This is a genomic window from Candidatus Riesia pediculischaeffi (genome assembly GCF_002073895.1).
GTDB classification, from domain to species: domain Bacteria; phylum Pseudomonadota; class Gammaproteobacteria; order Enterobacterales; family Enterobacteriaceae; genus Riesia; species Riesia pediculischaeffi.
On record NZ_CP012839.1, the window covers coordinates 236,013 to 255,083 of the forward strand.

Annotated in this window: 18 protein-coding genes, 2 rRNA genes and 1 pseudogene (1 of these 21 cut by a window edge); 6 read left to right on the plus strand and 15 right to left on the minus strand. The window is 35.6% G+C overall.

What is annotated here, in order from left to right; all coding sequences use genetic code 11:
- The 3 genes from AOQ87_RS01150 to coaE all read left to right on the plus strand — a co-directional run.
- Window positions 1–476 (plus strand): 23S ribosomal RNA (locus tag AOQ87_RS01150); it begins 2,445 nt to the left of the window's first position.
- Window positions 477–568: 92 nt separating this feature from the next.
- Window positions 569–689, plus strand: a 5S ribosomal RNA gene (rrf, locus tag AOQ87_RS01155).
- A 36-nt stretch (window positions 690–725) separates the two neighbouring features.
- The gene (gene coaE, locus AOQ87_RS01160) at window positions 726–1,382 is read left to right on the plus strand and encodes a dephospho-CoA kinase (protein ID WP_080626524.1); all 657 of its coding nucleotides are present in this window, start codon (window positions 726–728) and stop codon (window positions 1,380–1,382) included.
- 30 nt (window positions 1,383–1,412) lie between these two features.
- Here coaE and AOQ87_RS01165 read toward each other — a convergent pair whose 3' ends face one another.
- Window positions 1,413–2,774 carry a GTPase gene (locus tag AOQ87_RS01165; protein WP_080626525.1) on the minus strand — a complete coding sequence of 454 codons (1,362 nt, stop codon included), beginning with the start codon at window positions 2,772–2,774 and terminating at the stop codon, window positions 1,413–1,415.
- Between AOQ87_RS01165 and AOQ87_RS02670 the strand changes: the two genes are divergently transcribed.
- On the plus strand, window positions 2,710–2,988 hold the full coding sequence (locus AOQ87_RS02670) for a hypothetical protein (protein ID WP_236858672.1): 279 nt from the start codon (window positions 2,710–2,712) through the stop codon (window positions 2,986–2,988). The genes AOQ87_RS01165 and AOQ87_RS02670 overlap by 65 nt on opposite strands.
- Here the strand turns inward: AOQ87_RS02670 and AOQ87_RS01175 are convergent.
- From AOQ87_RS01175 to AOQ87_RS02675, 5 genes are all read right to left on the minus strand, one after another.
- Complete coding sequence (locus AOQ87_RS01175; RefSeq protein ID WP_185751067.1) at window positions 2,969–3,535, minus strand: YfgM family protein; 567 nt, start codon at window positions 3,533–3,535, stop codon at window positions 2,969–2,971. The genes AOQ87_RS02670 and AOQ87_RS01175 overlap by 20 nt on opposite strands.
- A 63-nt stretch (window positions 3,536–3,598) precedes the next feature.
- On the minus strand, window positions 3,599–4,900 hold the full coding sequence (gene hisS, locus AOQ87_RS01180; RefSeq protein ID WP_080626527.1) for a histidine--tRNA ligase: 1,302 nt from the start codon (window positions 4,898–4,900) through the stop codon (window positions 3,599–3,601).
- A 9-nt stretch (window positions 4,901–4,909) separates the two neighbouring features.
- Window positions 4,910–6,040 carry a flavodoxin-dependent (E)-4-hydroxy-3-methylbut-2-enyl-diphosphate synthase gene (gene ispG, locus AOQ87_RS01185; RefSeq protein WP_080626528.1) on the minus strand — a complete coding sequence of 377 codons (1,131 nt, stop codon included), beginning with the start codon at window positions 6,038–6,040 and terminating at the stop codon, window positions 4,910–4,912.
- Between the two features lie 339 nt (window positions 6,041–6,379).
- The gene (locus AOQ87_RS01190) at window positions 6,380–7,102 is read right to left on the minus strand and encodes a radical SAM protein (protein ID WP_052471815.1); all 723 of its coding nucleotides are present in this window, start codon (window positions 7,100–7,102) and stop codon (window positions 6,380–6,382) included.
- Window positions 7,062–7,445 carry a radical SAM family protein gene (locus AOQ87_RS02675; RefSeq protein WP_236858674.1) on the minus strand — a complete coding sequence of 128 codons (384 nt, stop codon included), beginning with the start codon at window positions 7,443–7,445 and terminating at the stop codon, window positions 7,062–7,064. The genes AOQ87_RS01190 and AOQ87_RS02675 overlap by 41 nt, the downstream gene beginning before the upstream one ends.
- A gap of 640 nt (window positions 7,446–8,085) precedes the next feature.
- Here AOQ87_RS02675 and AOQ87_RS01195 point away from each other — a divergent pair.
- Entirely contained in the window at window positions 8,086–8,967 is an 882-nt protein-coding gene (locus tag AOQ87_RS01195) for an inositol monophosphatase family protein (RefSeq protein WP_080626529.1), read from the plus strand.
- Window positions 8,968–8,993: 26 nt separating this feature from the next.
- Here AOQ87_RS01195 and AOQ87_RS01200 read toward each other — a convergent pair whose 3' ends face one another.
- The 4 genes from AOQ87_RS01200 to tadA all read right to left on the minus strand — a co-directional run bounded on the left by AOQ87_RS01200 (window position 8,994) and on the right by tadA (window position 13,924).
- Window positions 8,994–10,130: a 3-phenylpropionate MFS transporter gene (locus tag AOQ87_RS01200; RefSeq protein ID WP_080626530.1), complete on the minus strand. Its 1,137-nt coding sequence runs from the start codon at window positions 10,128–10,130 to the stop codon at window positions 8,994–8,996.
- Window positions 10,131–10,137: 7 nt separating this feature from the next.
- Complete coding sequence (glyA, locus tag AOQ87_RS01205; protein ID WP_039719805.1) at window positions 10,138–11,412, minus strand: serine hydroxymethyltransferase; 1,275 nt, start codon at window positions 11,410–11,412, stop codon at window positions 10,138–10,140.
- Window positions 11,413–11,618: 206 nt separating this feature from the next.
- Complete coding sequence (locus AOQ87_RS01210; RefSeq protein WP_080626531.1) at window positions 11,619–13,262, minus strand: NAD+ synthase; 1,644 nt, start codon at window positions 13,260–13,262, stop codon at window positions 11,619–11,621.
- Window positions 13,263–13,396: 134 nt separating this feature from the next.
- Window positions 13,397–13,924 carry a tRNA adenosine(34) deaminase TadA gene (tadA, locus tag AOQ87_RS01215; RefSeq protein WP_185751068.1) on the minus strand — a complete coding sequence of 176 codons (528 nt, stop codon included), beginning with the start codon at window positions 13,922–13,924 and terminating at the stop codon, window positions 13,397–13,399.
- A 36-nt stretch (window positions 13,925–13,960) separates the two neighbouring features.
- Here tadA and AOQ87_RS01220 point away from each other — a divergent pair, with 36 nt between their 5' ends.
- Window positions 13,961–14,191 (plus strand): 4Fe-4S binding protein, encoded by a 231-nt coding sequence (locus AOQ87_RS01220; RefSeq protein ID WP_052471818.1) that lies wholly within the window; start codon window positions 13,961–13,963, stop codon window positions 14,189–14,191.
- 8 nt (window positions 14,192–14,199) lie between these two features.
- On the opposite strand, the gene acpS is transcribed toward AOQ87_RS01220, so the two are convergent.
- The 5 genes and pseudogenes from acpS to lepA form a co-directional block, all read right to left on the minus strand.
- Complete coding sequence (gene acpS / locus AOQ87_RS01225; protein ID WP_080626533.1) at window positions 14,200–14,598, minus strand: holo-ACP synthase; 399 nt, start codon at window positions 14,596–14,598, stop codon at window positions 14,200–14,202.
- Entirely contained in the window at window positions 14,555–15,313 is a 759-nt protein-coding gene (pdxJ, locus tag AOQ87_RS01230; protein WP_080626534.1) for a pyridoxine 5'-phosphate synthase, read from the minus strand. Before pdxJ ends, acpS begins: the two co-directional genes overlap by 44 nt.
- A gap of 146 nt (window positions 15,314–15,459) precedes the next feature.
- Window positions 15,460–16,176 carry a ribonuclease III gene (rnc, locus tag AOQ87_RS01235; protein ID WP_080626535.1) on the minus strand — a complete coding sequence of 239 codons (717 nt, stop codon included), beginning with the start codon at window positions 16,174–16,176 and terminating at the stop codon, window positions 15,460–15,462.
- An 85-nt stretch (window positions 16,177–16,261) separates the two neighbouring features.
- Window positions 16,262–17,113, minus strand: a complete 852-nt coding sequence (lepB, locus tag AOQ87_RS01240; RefSeq protein ID WP_080626536.1) for a signal peptidase I — start codon at window positions 17,111–17,113, stop codon at window positions 16,262–16,264.
- A 100-nt stretch (window positions 17,114–17,213) separates the two neighbouring features.
- Window positions 17,214–19,041: pseudogene (gene lepA / locus AOQ87_RS01245) on the minus strand (translation elongation factor 4).
- Window positions 19,042–19,071 lie beyond the last annotated feature (30 nt).

The window sequence follows — 19,071 nt, forward strand, 5'->3', positions numbered from 1 at the left end:
GATAAAAGGTACTCCGGGGATAACAGGCTAATACCGCCCAAGAGTTCACATCGACGGCGGTGTTTGGCACCTCGATGTCGGCTCATCACATCCTGGGGCTGAAGCAGGTCCCAAGGGTATGGCTGTTCGCCATTTAAAGTGGTACGCGAGCTGGGTTTAGAACGTCGTGAGACAGTTCGGTCCCTATCTGTCGTGGGCGTAGGAAGATTGAGAAGAGCTGCTCCTAGTACGAGAGGACCGGAGTGGACACACCTATGGTGTTCAGGTTGTCGTGCCAACGGCATCGCCTGGTAGCTAAGTGTGGTCGAGATAACCGCTGAAAGCATATAAGCGGGAAACTTACTTCAAGATTAATCTTCCCAGACTCGAGAGAGTCTCTTAAGGAACGTTCGAGACTAGGACGTAGATAGGCTGGATGTGTAAGCGTAGCGATGCGTTGAGCTAACCAGTACTAATGATCCGAGAGATCTATTCCAACTGTTGAAGATGTCAAACGATTCGAATATATTCGGTAAAGATAGCTTGTTTTACAAAGATTTTAATCCGCATATAACGGTCTTTGCTTTTGTCCGGCAGCGATGACGCGATGGAACCACCTGAACATGATTTATCCATTCCGAACTCAGAAGTGAAACTTCGTGGTGCCGATGGTAGTGTAGTCTCTATGCGAGAGTAGGAAACTGCTGGACATACTTTTCGATGTGAAAGAGAGATAGGTGTTAGAAATGCTACGAAGAACTGTGGCTATTACAGGCGGTATTGGGTCCGGAAAGACGGTTGTTTCAAGGATGTTTTCTAATTTTAAAATTCCTGTGATTGATTTTGATGTAATTGCGAAGGGTATAATTTTTTCTAACTTTTTTTTTAATCACGTACAATATGCATTTAAAAATGATATTTATATGATAAATGAGGAATTTTTCGATAGAAAATTCCTACGCAATGTTTTTATCGGTAACGTTCGCGTACAAAAATTTTTTGAAAGCTTCATTCACCCGATGGTATATCGGATCGCGATTTTAAATTGGAGATCTCTTATTCGTCATCATCCTTATGTGATATTGGTTATTCCATTGCTCTTTGAGAAAAAATTAGAGAAGTTTTTTGATCGAATATTGATCATAGATAGCTTTGCAGAGGTTCAAATAGAGAGAGTTATCAAAAGAGATGATATGTCCCAATATGAAGCGGAATGGTTTATCTTTAATCAAATTCGTAGAAGAGATAGAACAAAGAAAAAATATATTGAAAATGTCGATATCATTGAAAACAATAGCGTTAACGATGAGATTACCTTGATGAATCAAGTTCTTGAAAAACACGTTCAATACTTGGACATGATGAACGACAGATATAAAATCAAATTGGAAGAATATTTCTAGGATAGAAATCGGTATCCTTCTTTTTCATATCTATTTATTAGAAGATTTGTACCTCTTAAAGATTATTTTAACCGGTCTACCTATCATTTTGACATCTTCCGATAGATATCGATATATTTTATTTTCTACATATTTCATATAATTTCTTTTTATTTTATCTAAGCTCTTCGAAAAGATTGTGATCTTTAATGTTCTATTAACTCCTTGAGATATTCTAATATCTTTCAGTCTCATCGCATCAGGGTTTAAACCTTTTTTAGTTGTTAGATGATTTCTCTCGATATTTTCGACGATCTCTCTTAAATGATCTTTTTTAATGTCGGTAAACTTAGATTGAAAAGTTATCTTTATTGAACGTAACAAACTTTTAAAATCATCCTGATACAGCGCGGAAATGAAGTGTATTCTAAAGAATTTTACGAAATTTAATCCATCTATGATAGTTTTTCGAAACTTATCTCGATCGCGATGTGGAATTTTATCTAATTTGTTGAATACTATCATGAAAGATGATCCCATTTTAATCATCAAGTTGATCAGTAAATTCTCTGATCTAGTTAATCTCTCTGGATCTATTAATAACAAAACAACCTCGGAACATCTTATGCGTTTCATAATCTCTCGTACTGAGATGTTCATCTCATTCATTTTTTCTGAGATATTCTTTGTGATACCTGCCGTGTCTGTCAGATAACACCGATCCTTCCCGATTTTAAAAATTTTGCTTATGGAGATATCTATGCTCTCCCGAGTCGTTCCTGGAGTATCGCTAACTACTATACGGTTCTCTCCAAGAATTCTGTTGATTAATGTAGATTTTCCAACGTTCTGTCGTCCGATGATCGTTATTCTGATAATGTTCGATTTTTCTTTCTTAATGTTCTTTTGATGAATCGTGTGAAGACGGTTCTGTAAAAAAACTTCTTTTCTACCGCGTTCACACGATGTTCGATGATAGAGATCGGTTACATTTCTCATCAATCGGTGGATACCGATCTTATGTAAAGCGGAAATCAAGTAGATCATATCTCTTTGAACGTTCAAAACAAAAAAGTCCTTCAGAATATGATTACCTTTCGATGCTTTAAAAGTTTTACTGGAATCGAAAAAATTTACTACCAAATAGATGAATTTTTTATTTTTTTTATATTTTTTAAATTCATTAAAGAGGACGAGATCCTCTTTTAATAAGCCAACCCTAAAATCTACCATAAAGAACAATATATCACATGATCGAACGGCCGATATAGTTTGTTGTTTCACCTGATAATGAATGTCATCCTGATTCGAACATAGGATACTTCCCGTATCAACCACTTTGAAGCTATTGGAGAATAGGTTAGAAACTTTACACCTTCTATCCCTGGTGAAAAACGGTAACTTTGAAACCATCGCATCTTTCGATTTTGTTAGTCAATTAAATAAGGTAGATTTTCCAACATTTGTCCTACCTACTATCGCGATAGTCGGAATGTACAATTTCATTGATCTCATCCTGTTCAAAAAAAAAGTTAAAAGTTCAAAACAAATATCGAAGATCTTCGAAAAACTTCACAATGATATTCGCCTTCAAGAAATAACAATTATTACTCAAAAAGAGTGCTAATCTTGTTTTCTATCTTCATTTTCAACGACGCAATCTTACAAAATTTCAAAGATTCCTCATAGGACAACCTCGCTTTTTTAAAACTTTTTTTCTTCATCAAAGCGTCTCCATTCAATTCTTCTGTAATACAACGTAAAGATTCTCCTTTAATCATACGTAACGTATTCATCGATTCTTCAACTTTATTCAAAGCTATCTGTATCCTCGCTATACGAAGGTTTATCAAATCCTTCAGATGGCAATCTCCTTCAAATTGACGAACAACTTTCGATAATACCTCCTCTGCTCTGTTCAAATTCCCTCTTTTTACAAGATCGCTTGCTAATGTGATTTCATGAAAAATCTCCCCAACATCTTTCTTTTTAAAAAGGAACGCTCTAATTCTTTCGAAATTTTCCATTAACGTTCTTGAAAATTTTTTCATCGTACTGATTGTTGAATCCTTAGATCGGTCAACAATCTTAACAACGTCCGTCATACACCACATTGAAAAAAAAACGACCACAAGAGAAAAAAAAATACGAAGCAACGATTTATTTCTCTTCATAATGCTCTCTACAAATTGAACAAAATCAATTTGAACATCCTGATATACAAAAACGACGAACAATCAAATATTATTAAAGTATTCGTACAGTTTATCTAAATGAACGATATCTGATCTCGATTTTTTTTGTAAGTTCTGTATCAAAACTTTTTTCGATCTATATATATCCTCCCGCAAAACTATCAGAATCTTTGCATTATTTTCGTTCGCTCTGAAGATCTGTTTTTTGATCTTATCGCTTCCATAATGCATCATAATACTTATGTTCGTGATCTGATCTCTTATCTTTTCAGAAAAAAAGAACATCTCTTCTAGTTCGACAGAACCATGTTTACAAAGATAAATATCTATCGATCTTGATGAATAGTATCGATCGATCAAACTACGATTTGCGATTCCTATCAACGTAATCAACCTCTCTACTCCAATAGCGCACCCTAAAGAGGGAACAGACCGGTGATATCCTAACATATCTGATAGATGATCATACCTCCCTCCAGCACATATTGTCTTCCGAAAATCAGGTACATCGGAAATCCATTCAAAAACCGTACGATTATAATAATCTAATCCTCTTACTAAACGTTTATTAATCGTGTACTGTATCCCAATCTTTCTCAGAATTTTACAAAACTTACGGAAATGTTCTACACTTCCCTTATCTATGTGCTCCTCTAACGAAGGAGCATGAATTAACAGACGGTTCAAACCAGGATCTTTGGAATCTAATAGCCTGATGGGATCATTTATCGCCAACTCTCGATATTTGACGTCTAATTTTTTTAAGTTAGATCGAAAAAATTTTTTCAATGAAAAGCTGTAAACTTTCCTATCATGAATCGATCCTATTGAATTTATCTCCAATCTGACACAATTTTCAATGGAAAAAAGTCTCCAGATTCTTGATATAATTGATATCAGCTCAGCATCGAACGATGGGGCATCGAACCCGAACATCTCAATCCCTATCTGAGAAAACTGACGATATCTCCCAGATTGTGGTCTGTCGTATCGAAACATAGGACCCGAATACCACAAGCGTTGTCTACTGTTGTGAAACAAACCGTTCTCTATTCCAGCTCTGACACAACCAACCGTATTTTCAGGTCTCAAACTGATCTTGATGTTACCGTTCTTGTCCAAGAAGGTATACATTTCTTTCCGAACAACCTCCGTATTCTTCCCTATGGTCTTATCGAATAGATCGGATCTCTCTAGTATAGGAGTGCGTATCTCCTGGAAATTGTATTGAAAAAGAATTTTTTGAATCTTCGATTCTACGATACGATAGACGTATGAATCTTTTGGTAAGACGTCCCTCATACCTCTCAAAGACCGTATTTTTTTATGAAAATCACTTGACATAACGGTAATTTATGACTCCTGTTTCGAATTCGACTGACAATTGGAACCACATTTTCGTTCCCTTATTTCGATAACCTTTCTGACTTCATCTTCTAATTCCTCCGAGATTATATCGTTGTGTACAAATTTTTTTTTATTTTCCACCCTATTTAGGAGAACACTTCTCGTCCTCCTACCAATAATGCCAAAATCAGAGTTCTCTGCCTCTCCGAATCCGTTCACAACACATCCTATTACGGAAATCTTTAAAGGATCCTTGACGTCAGATAACCTCTCTTCGAGAACCTTTACGACGTTGATCACATCGAATTCCTTTCGAGAACAGGTTGGACAAGCAACTATCTGCACTCCTACCGAACGAATCTTCAAAGAGTTTAATATAGATAGAGCAACCTTCACTTCTTCCACCGGATCATCCGCCAAAGAAACCCGTAAGGTGTCTCCAATACCATCTAACAACAAGGATCCTATCCCGATAGCGGATCTTATGGATCCATTTCTTCTCCCTCCAGATTCAGTGATCCCCAAATGAATTGGCTGATCGGTCCTGCTGGAAAGCAAACGATACGCCATTATTGATGTGAGAACATCGGAAGATTTCACGCTAACCTTGAATTGGTCGAAATTTAACTTATCGAAGATATCAATTTGTCGTACAGCCGAATGAACGAGAGCTTCTGCGGTAGATCCTCCGTATGATCTTTTAATATCTTCTTCCAACGACCCGGAGTTCACTCCTATTCTAATCGATACATTTTCATCCTTGGCAGATTGTGTTATCATACGTATCTTATCGTAATTTCCGATGTTCCCAGGATTGATCCTCAGACAATCTGCACCATATTGAATAACTTTTAAGGCAATCCGATAGTTGAAATGCACGTCAGCTACGATTGGAACATCAACTTGTTTCTTAATTTTTTTAAAAGCTTCTGCAGAATCCATGGTTGGTACGGATATTCGAACAATGTCTGCTCCAGCGTCATTCAAAGATCGAACCTGTTTAACTGTTTCGGAAACATCTAAAGTGGAAGTGTTGGTCATAGATTGTACTGAGATACGTGAACCCTGACCTATTGGAACGTTTCCAACATAAATCTTCTTAGTCTTTCTTCTTTTAACAATGGACTGTTTCTTCATGTACGTAACGATCTAAAAATGCGAATTTTAAACAACTAAAATTTTAAAACATCTCATCCACGATGGACAAGATGGTTGAAAAATTGTAAAACAACGACGCTGAGTTATCATTCATAAAACTACGAAACTATCCGTGATAATTGAACATCACATGCCACGCTATCATACACGATAGAACATTACTCTGTCGAACAGATCCTACATAATAATTTAAGATGAGACATGTTTCATCATTCGGAACCTTTCACGAGATCCATATTCGATAAAGAAAGCGATCGCATGAAGTCTTAATACAAACATCGTTTAATACCTTTCATATCAAAAGAATAAATCATTTCGTTATCGATAAGACAATTGCCCACATGAAGCTCGAATATCTAGACCCTTCGTTTTTCTGACGGTTGTCACAAAACCGAATTTTTTTAAAATTTTTAAAAATTGATGAGTACGTTCGGCCGTGCTGCATTCGTAGTCCACACCGTCAACTGGATTGAAAGGAATCAGATTAATCTTAACGGAAAGACCTTTCAAAATCTTTGCCAACTGGTATGCACATCGAAGATCGTCGTTGATTTTTTTTAACATGACGTATTCGATGGTGATATTTTTAGTTCCAACATGTCTTTTTTGGCATCGATGGATGCTATCTAAGATAGATTGGACGTTATATTTCCTGTTGATTGGCATAATACTACTTCGAATCTCATCATTTGGAGCATGTAGAGAGATAGCTAGCCCTACATTGGAGTATTCAAGTAACTTTTCGATCATAGGTGAGATTCCTGAAGTAGAAAGAACAATCTTCTTTTCTGAGAAGTTGAACCCGTGATGATCAGCGACAATCCTGATGGATCGAATAATGTTATTAAAATTGAACAACGGTTCTCCAGTTCCCATGATCACGATGTTTGTAAACGGTAAAGAATTAGATCTTTTGATATGTTCAGACAAAAATCGTTCCCTCAGTCTTTTTCCAGCTGTCCAAATTTGTCCCACTATTTCGGAAACTTTTAAGTTTCTTCTAAATCTTTTGTTTGAAACAAAGCAGAATCGACACTTCACAGAACATCCCGATCTGGGAAGATATACATAAAGTTATCCTACCCTTATCGCGTATACAAACCGTTTCGAACGTATCCTTTGAGCTAGAAATCAACCTCCACTTTATTGTTCCATCCAACGAAACCTTTTCCTCCTGTATTCTAGGAGGAATTATCTGAGAGATAGAACCTATTCTCCTTCGTAGAGATCTAGAAAAGTTTGTCATTAATCTGAAATCATCGCAGTAACGACGGTAAATCCAATGCATCATCTGATCTGCCCGAAAGGAGTCCTCTCCGACGTTTGCGAAAAAACTTCTCATCTCTGAAATATCGTATTGTAAAAGGTTCAGTTTTTTTGACATGACAAATCGTTGGAACTTTACCGATCGATCGTGATCGCTGTTATCTTTCAAGAATGTTCGAACGTCATAACCGACACAACCTATAAAATCGTCCGCAAGATACGGTCTATCATATCTATTAACGTGCACCGTACTCCATTGGAACTGAAACGTAAGATATCTATAAGAATGTCCTCCTCTGTAGATTTTTTCAAGGAATTAACTCGATCGGATTTGAGTACGACAAGAGATCACCGTTTAAAAACATCTTCCAGATAACATTCTTGCGTAAAGCATAATCGATATTTATCCCGTAAAACGTGATGCAACACCTTCTTTTGCGTCAAAACTCCAAAACTTCATTATTTCGAAAGCTTTCCACAACATAACGTTAAACATCTAAAGGTATACAGTACCCCATCAGGAAGCATAGCAAGGAACAATCTCAACGAGAAGATGTACGCAACTAACAGATGCTGGCAAACATCAATACATACCAACTATAGATATCAACAGTTTCTCTTAGGTGAGGGATCTTCATATATCTAAAGATCTGCTGTGATATCCTCGATAGAAGATAAGACATCCTAACATGTTGCATTTTAACGATGTATCCTCTATTCTAGGCATGTCGTAACAATTATTCTTCATCGCTTCAAAAATGAACCCTTTATTGAACATAGCAATTAGATCGGTTTACCAGATCGTCGGAAAATTGATCTCGAAAATGTACGATGCGATCTACCATTGTAAACATCAAGATTATGATAGAGAAATAGCATTTCTCATCGATAATATCGAGGAGACCATCGCCTACTGTATATCTAAGCACTACTCCGAACATGAATTCTTTCTAAATAATAAAAGAATTTTCAATCAAAAACAACATCGGAAATCAACAAGGTGGTTCATAAACTTCCTAAAAGATGATGTCAACTGGATAAAAAGAATTCCTCACTTTTGCATATCGATTTCAGTTGTTCAGAAGGATCGTTTGGTTATTTCGGTCGTATATGATCCGATGTTGAACGAAACGTTTTATGCACACCAAGGGAGTGGTGCGAGATTAAACCAATATCGACTGAGAATCCAAGATAAACGAACCATATCGTCCACCAGTAGATCTCCTATTGTCCTATCCATCAATCAAATTTTTCAAGAAGATATGGAATATCTTACGATATATTCAGATGTTCTAAACGTTCTCTTAAAAGCGTGTTCTGTACGTATCACGGGATCCATCGATCTCGATTTAGCATATGTGGCAGCTAATAGAATCGATGCGATGGTACTAATGGGAAACGAAAAAATGATAGAGGATGAAATTTACAACGCTTCCTTGATCGTCAAAGAAGCAGGAGGAACGATCACCTACGGATATTGCTCAGAGAAAAAAGAAGAAAAACCCTTTAAAAAAAATACTACGGAAAAAGATCAGCATGTTCATTTTTTACAGATAGTTTGTGCTGGAGAACCTCAAACCGTAGGACTCATAGCAGATCTGCTTCAAAGTAAGTTCGATGTCATCCACTTCAAAACCTAAGAAATTTTCATCTTCAAGGTTCACATTTATTTCGGTCTAAAAAAAATCACCGGAGATGCAACTAAAGACATTAAGAAGAATACTAAGTTATGATTATCATGAAAATGTTGATATATAAAACCAGAGATGATCGCTAAAATCGCCAATCCTATTCCTAAACCTAGAGAAGAATACAGAGCATTAAGCAATATCATCTCTTTGTCAGAATACCGGTTGATAAACTTCATAGATGCTAGATGACATAAGGTGAATGTTCCGCTATGAAGAAGTTGGCTGAATAAAATGACCAGGAAAGAGGTAGAGAATGCCACCACGCTCCATCGAGCGATGGTACAAATGGTCGAATATAGAAAGATCGATCTAACCTTAAAGAAACTGAAATTGATCTTCTCAAAAATCATCAACATGACTATTTCTGATAGTATGCTTACAGACCATAAAGTTCCGATATGATGTATCGAATACCCTATCTCTCTCCAATATATGGAAGAAAATCCATAATAAGCCGCGTGAGAACTTTGCAACAACGTTGTGCAGAATAAAAATTTTACGATCTCTCTATCTTTCAACAGTTCAGAAAAAGAGATATCTCTCACTTCTCGATGAACACGATGTCCTAAACGGAAATTTGGATGCATTATGACTAAAAAGATCGTGTAAGCTTCGCTGATAAGAAGAATATATATAATCGTTTGATATCCAAATCGGTCGGAGAGATATCCAGTTAAAAAAGCGCTCAGAATGAACGATACTGAACCCCATACTCTAACACTACCATATTCAAATGGTATGCTCTTTTGGAGGTGTGTCGTCAAGATATCTGTTAGAGGAATCATTGGAGAAAAAAAGAAATTAAAACTGAGTATGATAAGTAACATCGAGAACCATTCCGTACCTACCATGAATCCTAAAGATAAAACGAACGTTATCACCGAAAGGCATCGAATAAACGTCATGATCTGGCTGATCTTATCGATCATCTTCATGATTACCAAAGAGCCGACGAACCTTGCGATCAATCCTAAAGATATCAACACCCCGACCTTACTTACATCGATCCCCAAATGATTCAACCAAATCGGAATGAATGGGAAAAACACACCATTTGTAAAAAAATAGCTGAAATAACCTAATGCCAGCCATCGAATCGATGAATTATACATTGTCCGTCTATTTAATTTCTGAACGATCTCGATATCTATGAGGATAAACTGGAAACTTTCTGGTCATCTTTAAGACCATATTTTTCACTTCTCGAATTAACTTATCATTCTGCACATTATCTAATATATCACATATCCAGCTTGACACAATTTTTGATTGTTCTTCTTTAAACCCTCTTCTAGTAACTGCGGAAGTTCCTATTCTAATTCCGGAAGTATCTTTGGGACCTCTTGGGTCGTTAGGAACGTAATTTTTGTTCACAATGATATCTGATAAACCTAGTTGAAGCTCTGCTACCTTTCCTGAGATACATTTATCTTGAAGATCCAAGACGAACAGGTGATTTTCAGTGCCTCCAGAAACGATACGATATCCATTATCAAGGAATACCCGTACCATAGACTTAGCGTTCTTCAAGACTTGTATTTGATAATCTCTGAATCTCGATTCCATAGCCTCCTTGAAAGCGATAGCCTTACCGGCGATAACATGCATTAACGGTCCGCCTTGACTTCCAGGAAAGACAGAAGAGTTAATTCTTCTGTATAACTTCTCATCACCGCCGTTTGCTAGAATCAGTCCACCTCTCGGTCCTCCGAGAGTCTTGTGTGTAGTAGCAGTCATGAAATGTGCATAGGATGCCGGATTCGTGTGAATTCCTGCAGCTACTAGACCTGCAACATGCGCAATATCCGCCAGAAGATAAGAATCGAATTCATCCGCGATATTTCGCATCTTCTCCCAATCAACCGTTCTAGAATAAGATGAAAAGCCAGCAATGATCATTTTCGGTCTATACATATCTGCTTTTCTTGAAATTTCCTCGTAGTTAATTGTACCATCTTCTAGAGTACTGTAATGGACGAAATTATAAAATTTTCCAGAGAAGTTCGAAGGGGAACCGTGCGTCAAATGTCCTCCATCTTTTAACCTCATGGATAAAATCGTATCTCCAGCATCGAGTACAGACATGTAAATCGCTAAATTCGCTTGGGAACCAGAGTGTGGTTGAACGTTAGCGAAATCAACTTTGAACAGTTTTTTAGCCCTTTCGATGGCTAGCTCTTCAATTAGATCGACATATTGACATCCACCGTAGTACCGATCTCGTGGGTACCCTTCTGCATACTTATTCGTCAAACACGAACCTTGTGCTTCCATCACCGGATAGCTCGCATAATTCTCCGAAGCGATCAACTCAATCTGTCCTTCTTGTCTGTCGAATTCCTTTCTTAAGATATTCCATACTTTTCTGTCATATTTTCGGATCATCTCTTTCATAAAAAAATATCCTGTTCCCCTATAGTATATGTAAAACATGGACATAATAGCACAACATCCTCGATGAAAACAGTAAAAATAATCATGAAAAATCAGAATACAACGATGACCATCGACAACCTTTAAATGATCTAAGATTTTTTAATATAGCGATTTTGTTTGAAGGTTCATAACATGCTACGTACATTTAGAGACAACTTCACGATTTAGTTATTCTTACAATATCTAAAACAACAGGAAAAATGACGATAACTAACCGGATATCTTTTATATGAAAGATCCCTAGAATATACCATCGGTCCGATAGGAGATTGTCTTCTTTTGAATTCATTGGAATGAAATAGATCCATGACATCGTATATCTCCTTTTTTAAATGAGGTAATTTTAAAAACATTTCTTGAATCGAACTTTTTAAATCGATATAGTGAAATAATATACTATCCAGAGAACTATAATTGGGAAGATCATCCTCGTCAAATACATCTCTTCGTAACTCTGATGTAGGTTTTTTGTAAAGTACGCTTTCTGGAATAATGCTGGAAACGGTGTTTCTATACTTTGATAACTGAAAAACAACAGTTTTTGGAATATCTTTCAAAGGAGCAAATCCTCCTGACATATCCCCGTAAATTGTAGTATACCCCGTATAAAGTTCACTTCTATTGCTAGTGGAGAGAAGTAAATATTTAATCTGATTAGATATCCCCATCAACAGCACCAAACGACAACGTGCTTGTAAGTTCTCTAAAACGACAGATTTTAAATCCTTGAAGATCTTGCCCAATTTTTTAGAAAAATCAACGAATACTTCCTGGATGGAGATCACTTCCAACTTTAATCCGATTAATTCACATTGTTTTTTAGCATCTGTAATACTTTGATTAGAAGTATAGATCGATGGAACCATAACCGGTTTAACAAACTCTTTTCCGACCGCATCCACCGCTATTGATAAGGATAATGAAGAATCTATTCCTCCTGACAAACCGATGACAATTCCTGAAAAAAAATTCTTTTTAACGTAATCTCTGACCGATAAAACCAACGCTTCATACAATCTGGAGATGCTCGATGGACGTCCAGTGGAAACATTTTTAGAGGTTGTCGACATCTTATCAATCTTGATAAGATGACTTCTTTCTGCAAAACTAGGAAAGAGGTGTAGAACGTTTCCTCTACGATCGAAGACCTTCGAACCACCTTCAAAGACAAGATCATCCTGACATCCTACTGCATTGAGGTGTATCGTGTAAGAACATAGTTCCAAGCTGACTTTCCTAAGCATTTCATGAGATACGATATCGTTCGTAAACGAGTATGGAAAAGAACCGACCAAAAATAATATATCGATTTTCTTTTTTTTGTTCCGAAAAAATTCCTTTTTCAGAAAGATATCCTCTCCTATCAAAAATGATATTTTATATCCATTAATGCACAAGATATGTTGGCCATTATATCTACGAGAAAGGTGATCATATCTTCTATACGAGATACCATCAACATCACCTTTAAAAAACCTTGCTAACAGTTTCTTACTTTGAAAACAGGACAGAACATTATAAAATCTTCTTTGAACTTTCAAAGGATGTCCTACGACAACGATCATACTACCATCGTTCAATTCACGTATCTTCGATATATAGGAACAACAAGATTCATAAAAATCCGGATGAAGGATTAACTCATCTACAAAAAAACCCGTCAGAGATAACTCTGGAAAAACTACTATATCCACCCCTTTTCTTTTGAAATGTTCAATTTCTCTTCTTATATTTCGAAAGTTTTCATCTATATCTCCTGATTTTAAGTTCATCTGCACCAATGCAATACTGACACATTTATTCAACATAAAAACACCTACGATTGATCATAGATTACAAAAAACTTTTGGTTTGTTCTCTTCTATCTCGAAGAAACACGTTCTCACCGATACGAATCGATCGATAAACATCGAACAAAAATAAAGTATCAATATTCTCATTTTTAAACGGTATCTACTGTTTTCAGGTTAGAAACTTTTCTTCTTTTTTTAAAGAAATTCTTCAATATTGCAGAGCAATTGTCGGATAAAATTCCACCACATATATCGATTCGATTTCTACCGAACATGTTGTTATTCTTACCTTTTAGATTTTCAAAAAATATAGAAGAACTATTTTTATAGTTTTCTGCACCATATACCAATCTCCTAATTCTAGCGTGAAATATAGCACCTATGCACATGATGCAAGGAAACACAGTGACGTACATTGTAACATCCTCTTTCAAACGATAGTTCTCGAAATATTTTGCTCCATTTCTAATGGATACGATTTCTGCATGTGCTGATGGATCTTTCTGAGAAATTGCCTCGTTCCAACCTGAAGCGACCATATTATCCCGGTAGACGAGAACTGACCCTATGGGAACTTCTCCTATTAGCTCAGCTCGTTTAGCGAAATTGATTGATTTTTCCATCCAAAAAAAATCCTTCTTTAACTGCTCTGTGTTTAAATGCGGTTTTATGATCATCTTAATATTTGTTATTATCTGAACATTACGTATAAGATGAACGTTATAGATGTTCATAAAGGAGGAAATATGAGTTATCAAATAGGTAAGAGGTGCGTTAAATGCGGAATTTGTGAATTAACTTGTCCGAAAGAGGCCATTTCAATCAGAAACAGAAACTACTACATCGAAAGATCGATCTGCGATGGGTGCGATAAATATGAAAAACCAATCTGTAAAAAAGTATGTCCAATAAAAAAAGCAATCGTAGAAAAAACCGAAACATGATTTCGACCTCACCCTTCTACAATCACAACGCTACAAACATACTCCCTATCATCCGTGATCGATATTTCTGCGTTTCTTGCCCCTAGAAATTTAAAACGTGATCTAGAATCTCCCAGGAGGTTGATAAATGGTTTCCCTGTTTTCTCATGAAGGATCTCAAGTTGATTAAAGTGAACGCCCATCTTAAAACCTGTTCCTAATGCCTTTGAAATAGCTTCTTTTGCACAAAATCTCTTCGCTAAAAAACCTGCTTTATCCTTTTGATTCTCATACTCTTTCATCTCTTTATCTGAAAGTATCTTTCTTGCAAATTTATTCCTATATATAAGGAAAATTTTTCTAATTCTATCAACGTTGATCAAATCAACACCTAACCCTACTATCGACACGTCGCCTCCTAGCTTCATGTAGAATACTTTTCATCTCTCTAATCGCACACTTTACTCCGACGAACAACGATCTACTAATGATAGAATGTCCTATATTTAACTCATAGATCTCAGGAAATTTAGCGATATCAAATACGTTAAGATAGGTTAATCCATGTCCAGCATTTACAGTCAAACCCTTAGATTTTGCGTAAATTGCAGAAAGTTCGATCTTTTTAAGTTCTTCCTGTCTTTCCTTCATACTCTTTAAATTAGAGTAACGTCCAGTATGAAACTCTACGATATCTGCACCAACCTCTACTGCAGAGTCGACCTGATGTTTTTCCGGTTCTACAAATAATGAAACCATTATCCCATTACCTTTTAATATATCCACGGAACGTCCTACTTCTTTTTTACGATTATATACATCCAGACCACATTCAGTAGTGATCTCCTCCCTTCTCTCAGGAACTATACAACAGGAGAAAGGCTTAATCGTACAAGCAATATCGACTATTCTTTTAGAAACGGACATCTCCAAATTCATCCTAGTTTTCAAAATCTGAGATAACCGATAAACATCGTTCTCTGTAATATGTCTTTGATCCTCTCTTAAATGCACCGTGATACCATCCGCTCCATGCTCCTCTGCGAGGACAGCGAACCTTACAGGATCGGGATAGTTTTCCATTCTACTGTTCCTGACAGTAGCAACATGATCTACATTTACTCCAAGAAATATCTTTTTCATCTTCAAATCGTTATACCTCCGGTAGAGATTATACTAATATTTAAAACGTTTTCAAACAATTCATCCATAAACATGAAAAAATTTAAAAGTATACGATATAATAATTCAAAAGTTGAACCTTCCTCAAAGGATTTCTAACATGTTCTTTAAGAGGAAGGTGGACGATTGATGATCTTTTCAAACATATCCTTAGCTGCTGATTGTTCTGCCTCCTTGCAATTCTTTCCGATTCCAACGGTAATAAGATAGTTCGTCTTATCAAATCCATACGTTTGACAGGAAATCGTAAATTTTTTTTCATGATCATGTCCTGTACTGCTCAAAAATCTATATTTCGGTAACGGTAAGTGCAGTTTTTGTAGGTATTCTTGCAGTTCAGTCTTTGGATCCTTTTCATTTTTTAATAAATCAACCGGATCCATACGATTATGATACCAATTGAGTACAATGATCTCCGTCTCTTTCATGCTGTTGCTATCTAAAAATATAGCTCCTACAACAGCTTCTAAGGTATCTGAAAGTATCGAACGTTTTAAAAAACCTTGGTTTCTGAACTCACCAGATCCTAACTTGATAAACTTCCATATCTTCAGCTCCATAGCGATCTCAGAGAGAGTATTTTTTTTGACCAAGTTAGATCTGATTCTGCTCATCCTTCCTTCATCGCATGTAGGATGTCGTTTATAGAGGAAATTTGTAACGATGAGATTTAAAACAGAATCTCCTAAAAATTCCAATCTTTCGTTATGAGCGAAACTCGCACTTCTATGAGTTAAAGAACGATAGAGAATCTTCAAATTATTAAATTTATAACCAATATGATCCTGTAATATTTTTACATCTTCGTTTTCGCAGTATTCCATAAAATTATAGTTGAAAGATATTTGAATGTGTTATTTTTAAATATTTGAACCACGGTTCATATTCTTGATATATAGGAAGAATCATCTAATACACTTTTCCGATCCTCTCGAAACGAATTCCAGTAGGCCATTGATGTTCAACTTTGTTCAAACTAAACCAGACCATGGTCACTTTTCCTATCAAATCATCTTCTGAGATTAGACCCCAACTTCTGCTGTCTGAACTGTTATCACGGTTATCTCCCATTACGAAATAACTTCTCTTAGGAACGATCCATTGATTCTTTGACATATATCGCTGCTTGTAATGTGATTCCGTATATATTCCAGGAATAGATAAAATAGTGTATCCTTTTCTTTGACCGATTTTTTCAACCCTCTCTTCTTGTCTCAAAGAATACTTAGGAGTTTGATCGTATATTGATATTCTACGATGACTCTGTTTTTTTTGAGAAAACATGTCGTCCATAAATAAAGTCCATTCGCTTTCCTTCTTTACGGAATAATCGACCGGAATATAAGTTTTCTGAAGGTCATTCAGGTAGTTTGAAAAAATCTTCAGTTCTTTTTGTCGACAATCGTATATCACTTTATCACCCGGTATTCCTATTATTCTTTTTACGAAGTTTATTTTACTATCTAAAGGATACTTAAACACCACTATATCTCCTCTTCTCGGTTCTTGAATTCTGAATATGGTAGATTGATCGATAGGGTTGATCAATCGATAAGAAAATTTTTTCACCAATATGAAATCTCCAACTAAAAGTGATGGAATCATGGAACCTGATGGAATTTGAAAAGGTTCATACAAAAAAGAACGAAATAAAAAAGTAGAAATTAGAATAGGAAACAATGAGGCAAGAGAGACAAGATAGGAGTGTCTATATGATATGATTCTCTGTACTATATTTATAAATTTTTTTTTTAAAAAGATTTTTCATAGATATCACGTTGAAAAACAACCAAAGTATTCCGCTTACGATCATTAAATTGTTGAAAAAATTAGAAAGAATCTCTGACATATATCTCCTCATTTAACTGTCAAACATTTTTTTATTGAGAGAAAAAAAAACCGATTTAGGAACGGTGAGACACCTTAAATTTTGCATCCTTTTCTTTCCTTTTTTCTGTTTATTTAATAACTTTATCTTCCTTACTGGATCTCCTCCATCGCACTTAGCAAGAACGTTTTTACGAAAAGGGTTGACTTCAGGATCTCATAATAACAGTTTTTCCGATAGCTGCTTGAATAATAACATTGAATTGTTGTCTCGGAAGAGATTCTACGATTAGTTTAATTAATTTTTTAGAATGTTCCTTCGATTTCTTCTGATGTACTATCGAAGATAAACAACTCATTTTTTTTCCATTGATCAATATATCTACACAAACTATTTTTTCTTTTTTAAATCGATGAAATTTATGTTCTAACGAAGCGTATCCTTCAGAGACAGACTTCAAAAGATCAAAAAAATCAGATATCACTTCAGAGGTAGGAATCTCATATATCAGTAATATTTGATTACCTAAATGTAGAACCTCTATTTGTTTTCCTCTTTTTTTAACGCACAAATCAATGATTTTTCCAAAATATTTTTTAGGAGAAAGTATTTTACAGCGAGAGAACGGTTCCCGAATTTCTTTTATATTCTTAATAGCAGATAATTTGTTAGGATCGTTCGTATGCAAGACTGTTCGATCTTTCATCTCTATTTCATGAATTAACTTCGGAATGGTCGAGATCACTTCTACATTATATTCTCTCCTTAACCTCTCCTTCATAATCTTCAAATGAAACAACCCTAGGAATCCACAGTTGAACCCATTTCCAAAAATATCAGAACATTCTGGAACAAACGAAAAGGAAGAATCGTTGAGATGCAACTTAATCAACGCATCTCTCAACGATTGATACGATCCATCTTCCGTAGGAAATAAACTAGAATATATCTGAGATTGAACCTCACCAATGTTTGAAGATCTCTTAATAATTCTTCGATTAGAGTAATGTGTTATCATCCTTCCAACCGGTTTTTCATCGATATGTTTTATTTTACATATTATCCAACCTATTTCTCCAACAGATAATTTTTTTCTTTCCACCTTATTTGGATTAAATATTCCCATACTTTTGATACAATAAGATCTATCAATTCCTAAAATTTTGATTCGATCTCCTACGAGGACCCTACCAGATTTAATTCTAATTAAAAAAATAATCCCCAAGTATCTATCAAACCAAGAGTCAATTATCAAAGCTTCTAAAAGATCCTCCTCCCTTCCAGATGGGCTAGGAACATACCGAACTACATTTTCTATAATATTTTTTACTCCATATCCAGTTTTTGCAGAACATGTTAAAAAATTATTCGCATTGATTTCAGTGATCCTGCTAATATTTGATACAATCGGAGAAGGATCTTGATCTATTAAATCAATCTTATTGATCACAGGTATGACTTTTACATCCATTCTTTTAGCATGAAGTAATGTATCTAATGTCTGTGCCTGTATCCCTTTCCTTGCATCTATAACTAACAAAGCACCTTCACAAGCTGAAAGTGATCGGAAAACTTCGTATATAAAATCCATATGACCAGGGGTGTCGATTAAATTTAGTTGATATTCGTTTCCATCATCCGATATGTATCGTAGTGTAACATTCTGTGCTTTGATAGTAATTCCTTTTTCTCTCTCTAAGTCCATAGAGTCCAAAATTTTTTCTGAACTTTTAAGTTTAAAGAGTTTGGATGATCTACTACAGATTTCAATGATTCTATCAGATAGAGTAGATTTTCCATGATCTATGTGAGCGATAATGGAAAAATTTCTGATATATTTAGTTTGATTTTTCACAATCATTATTTCTATGAGATCCTAATTTATGAAAAT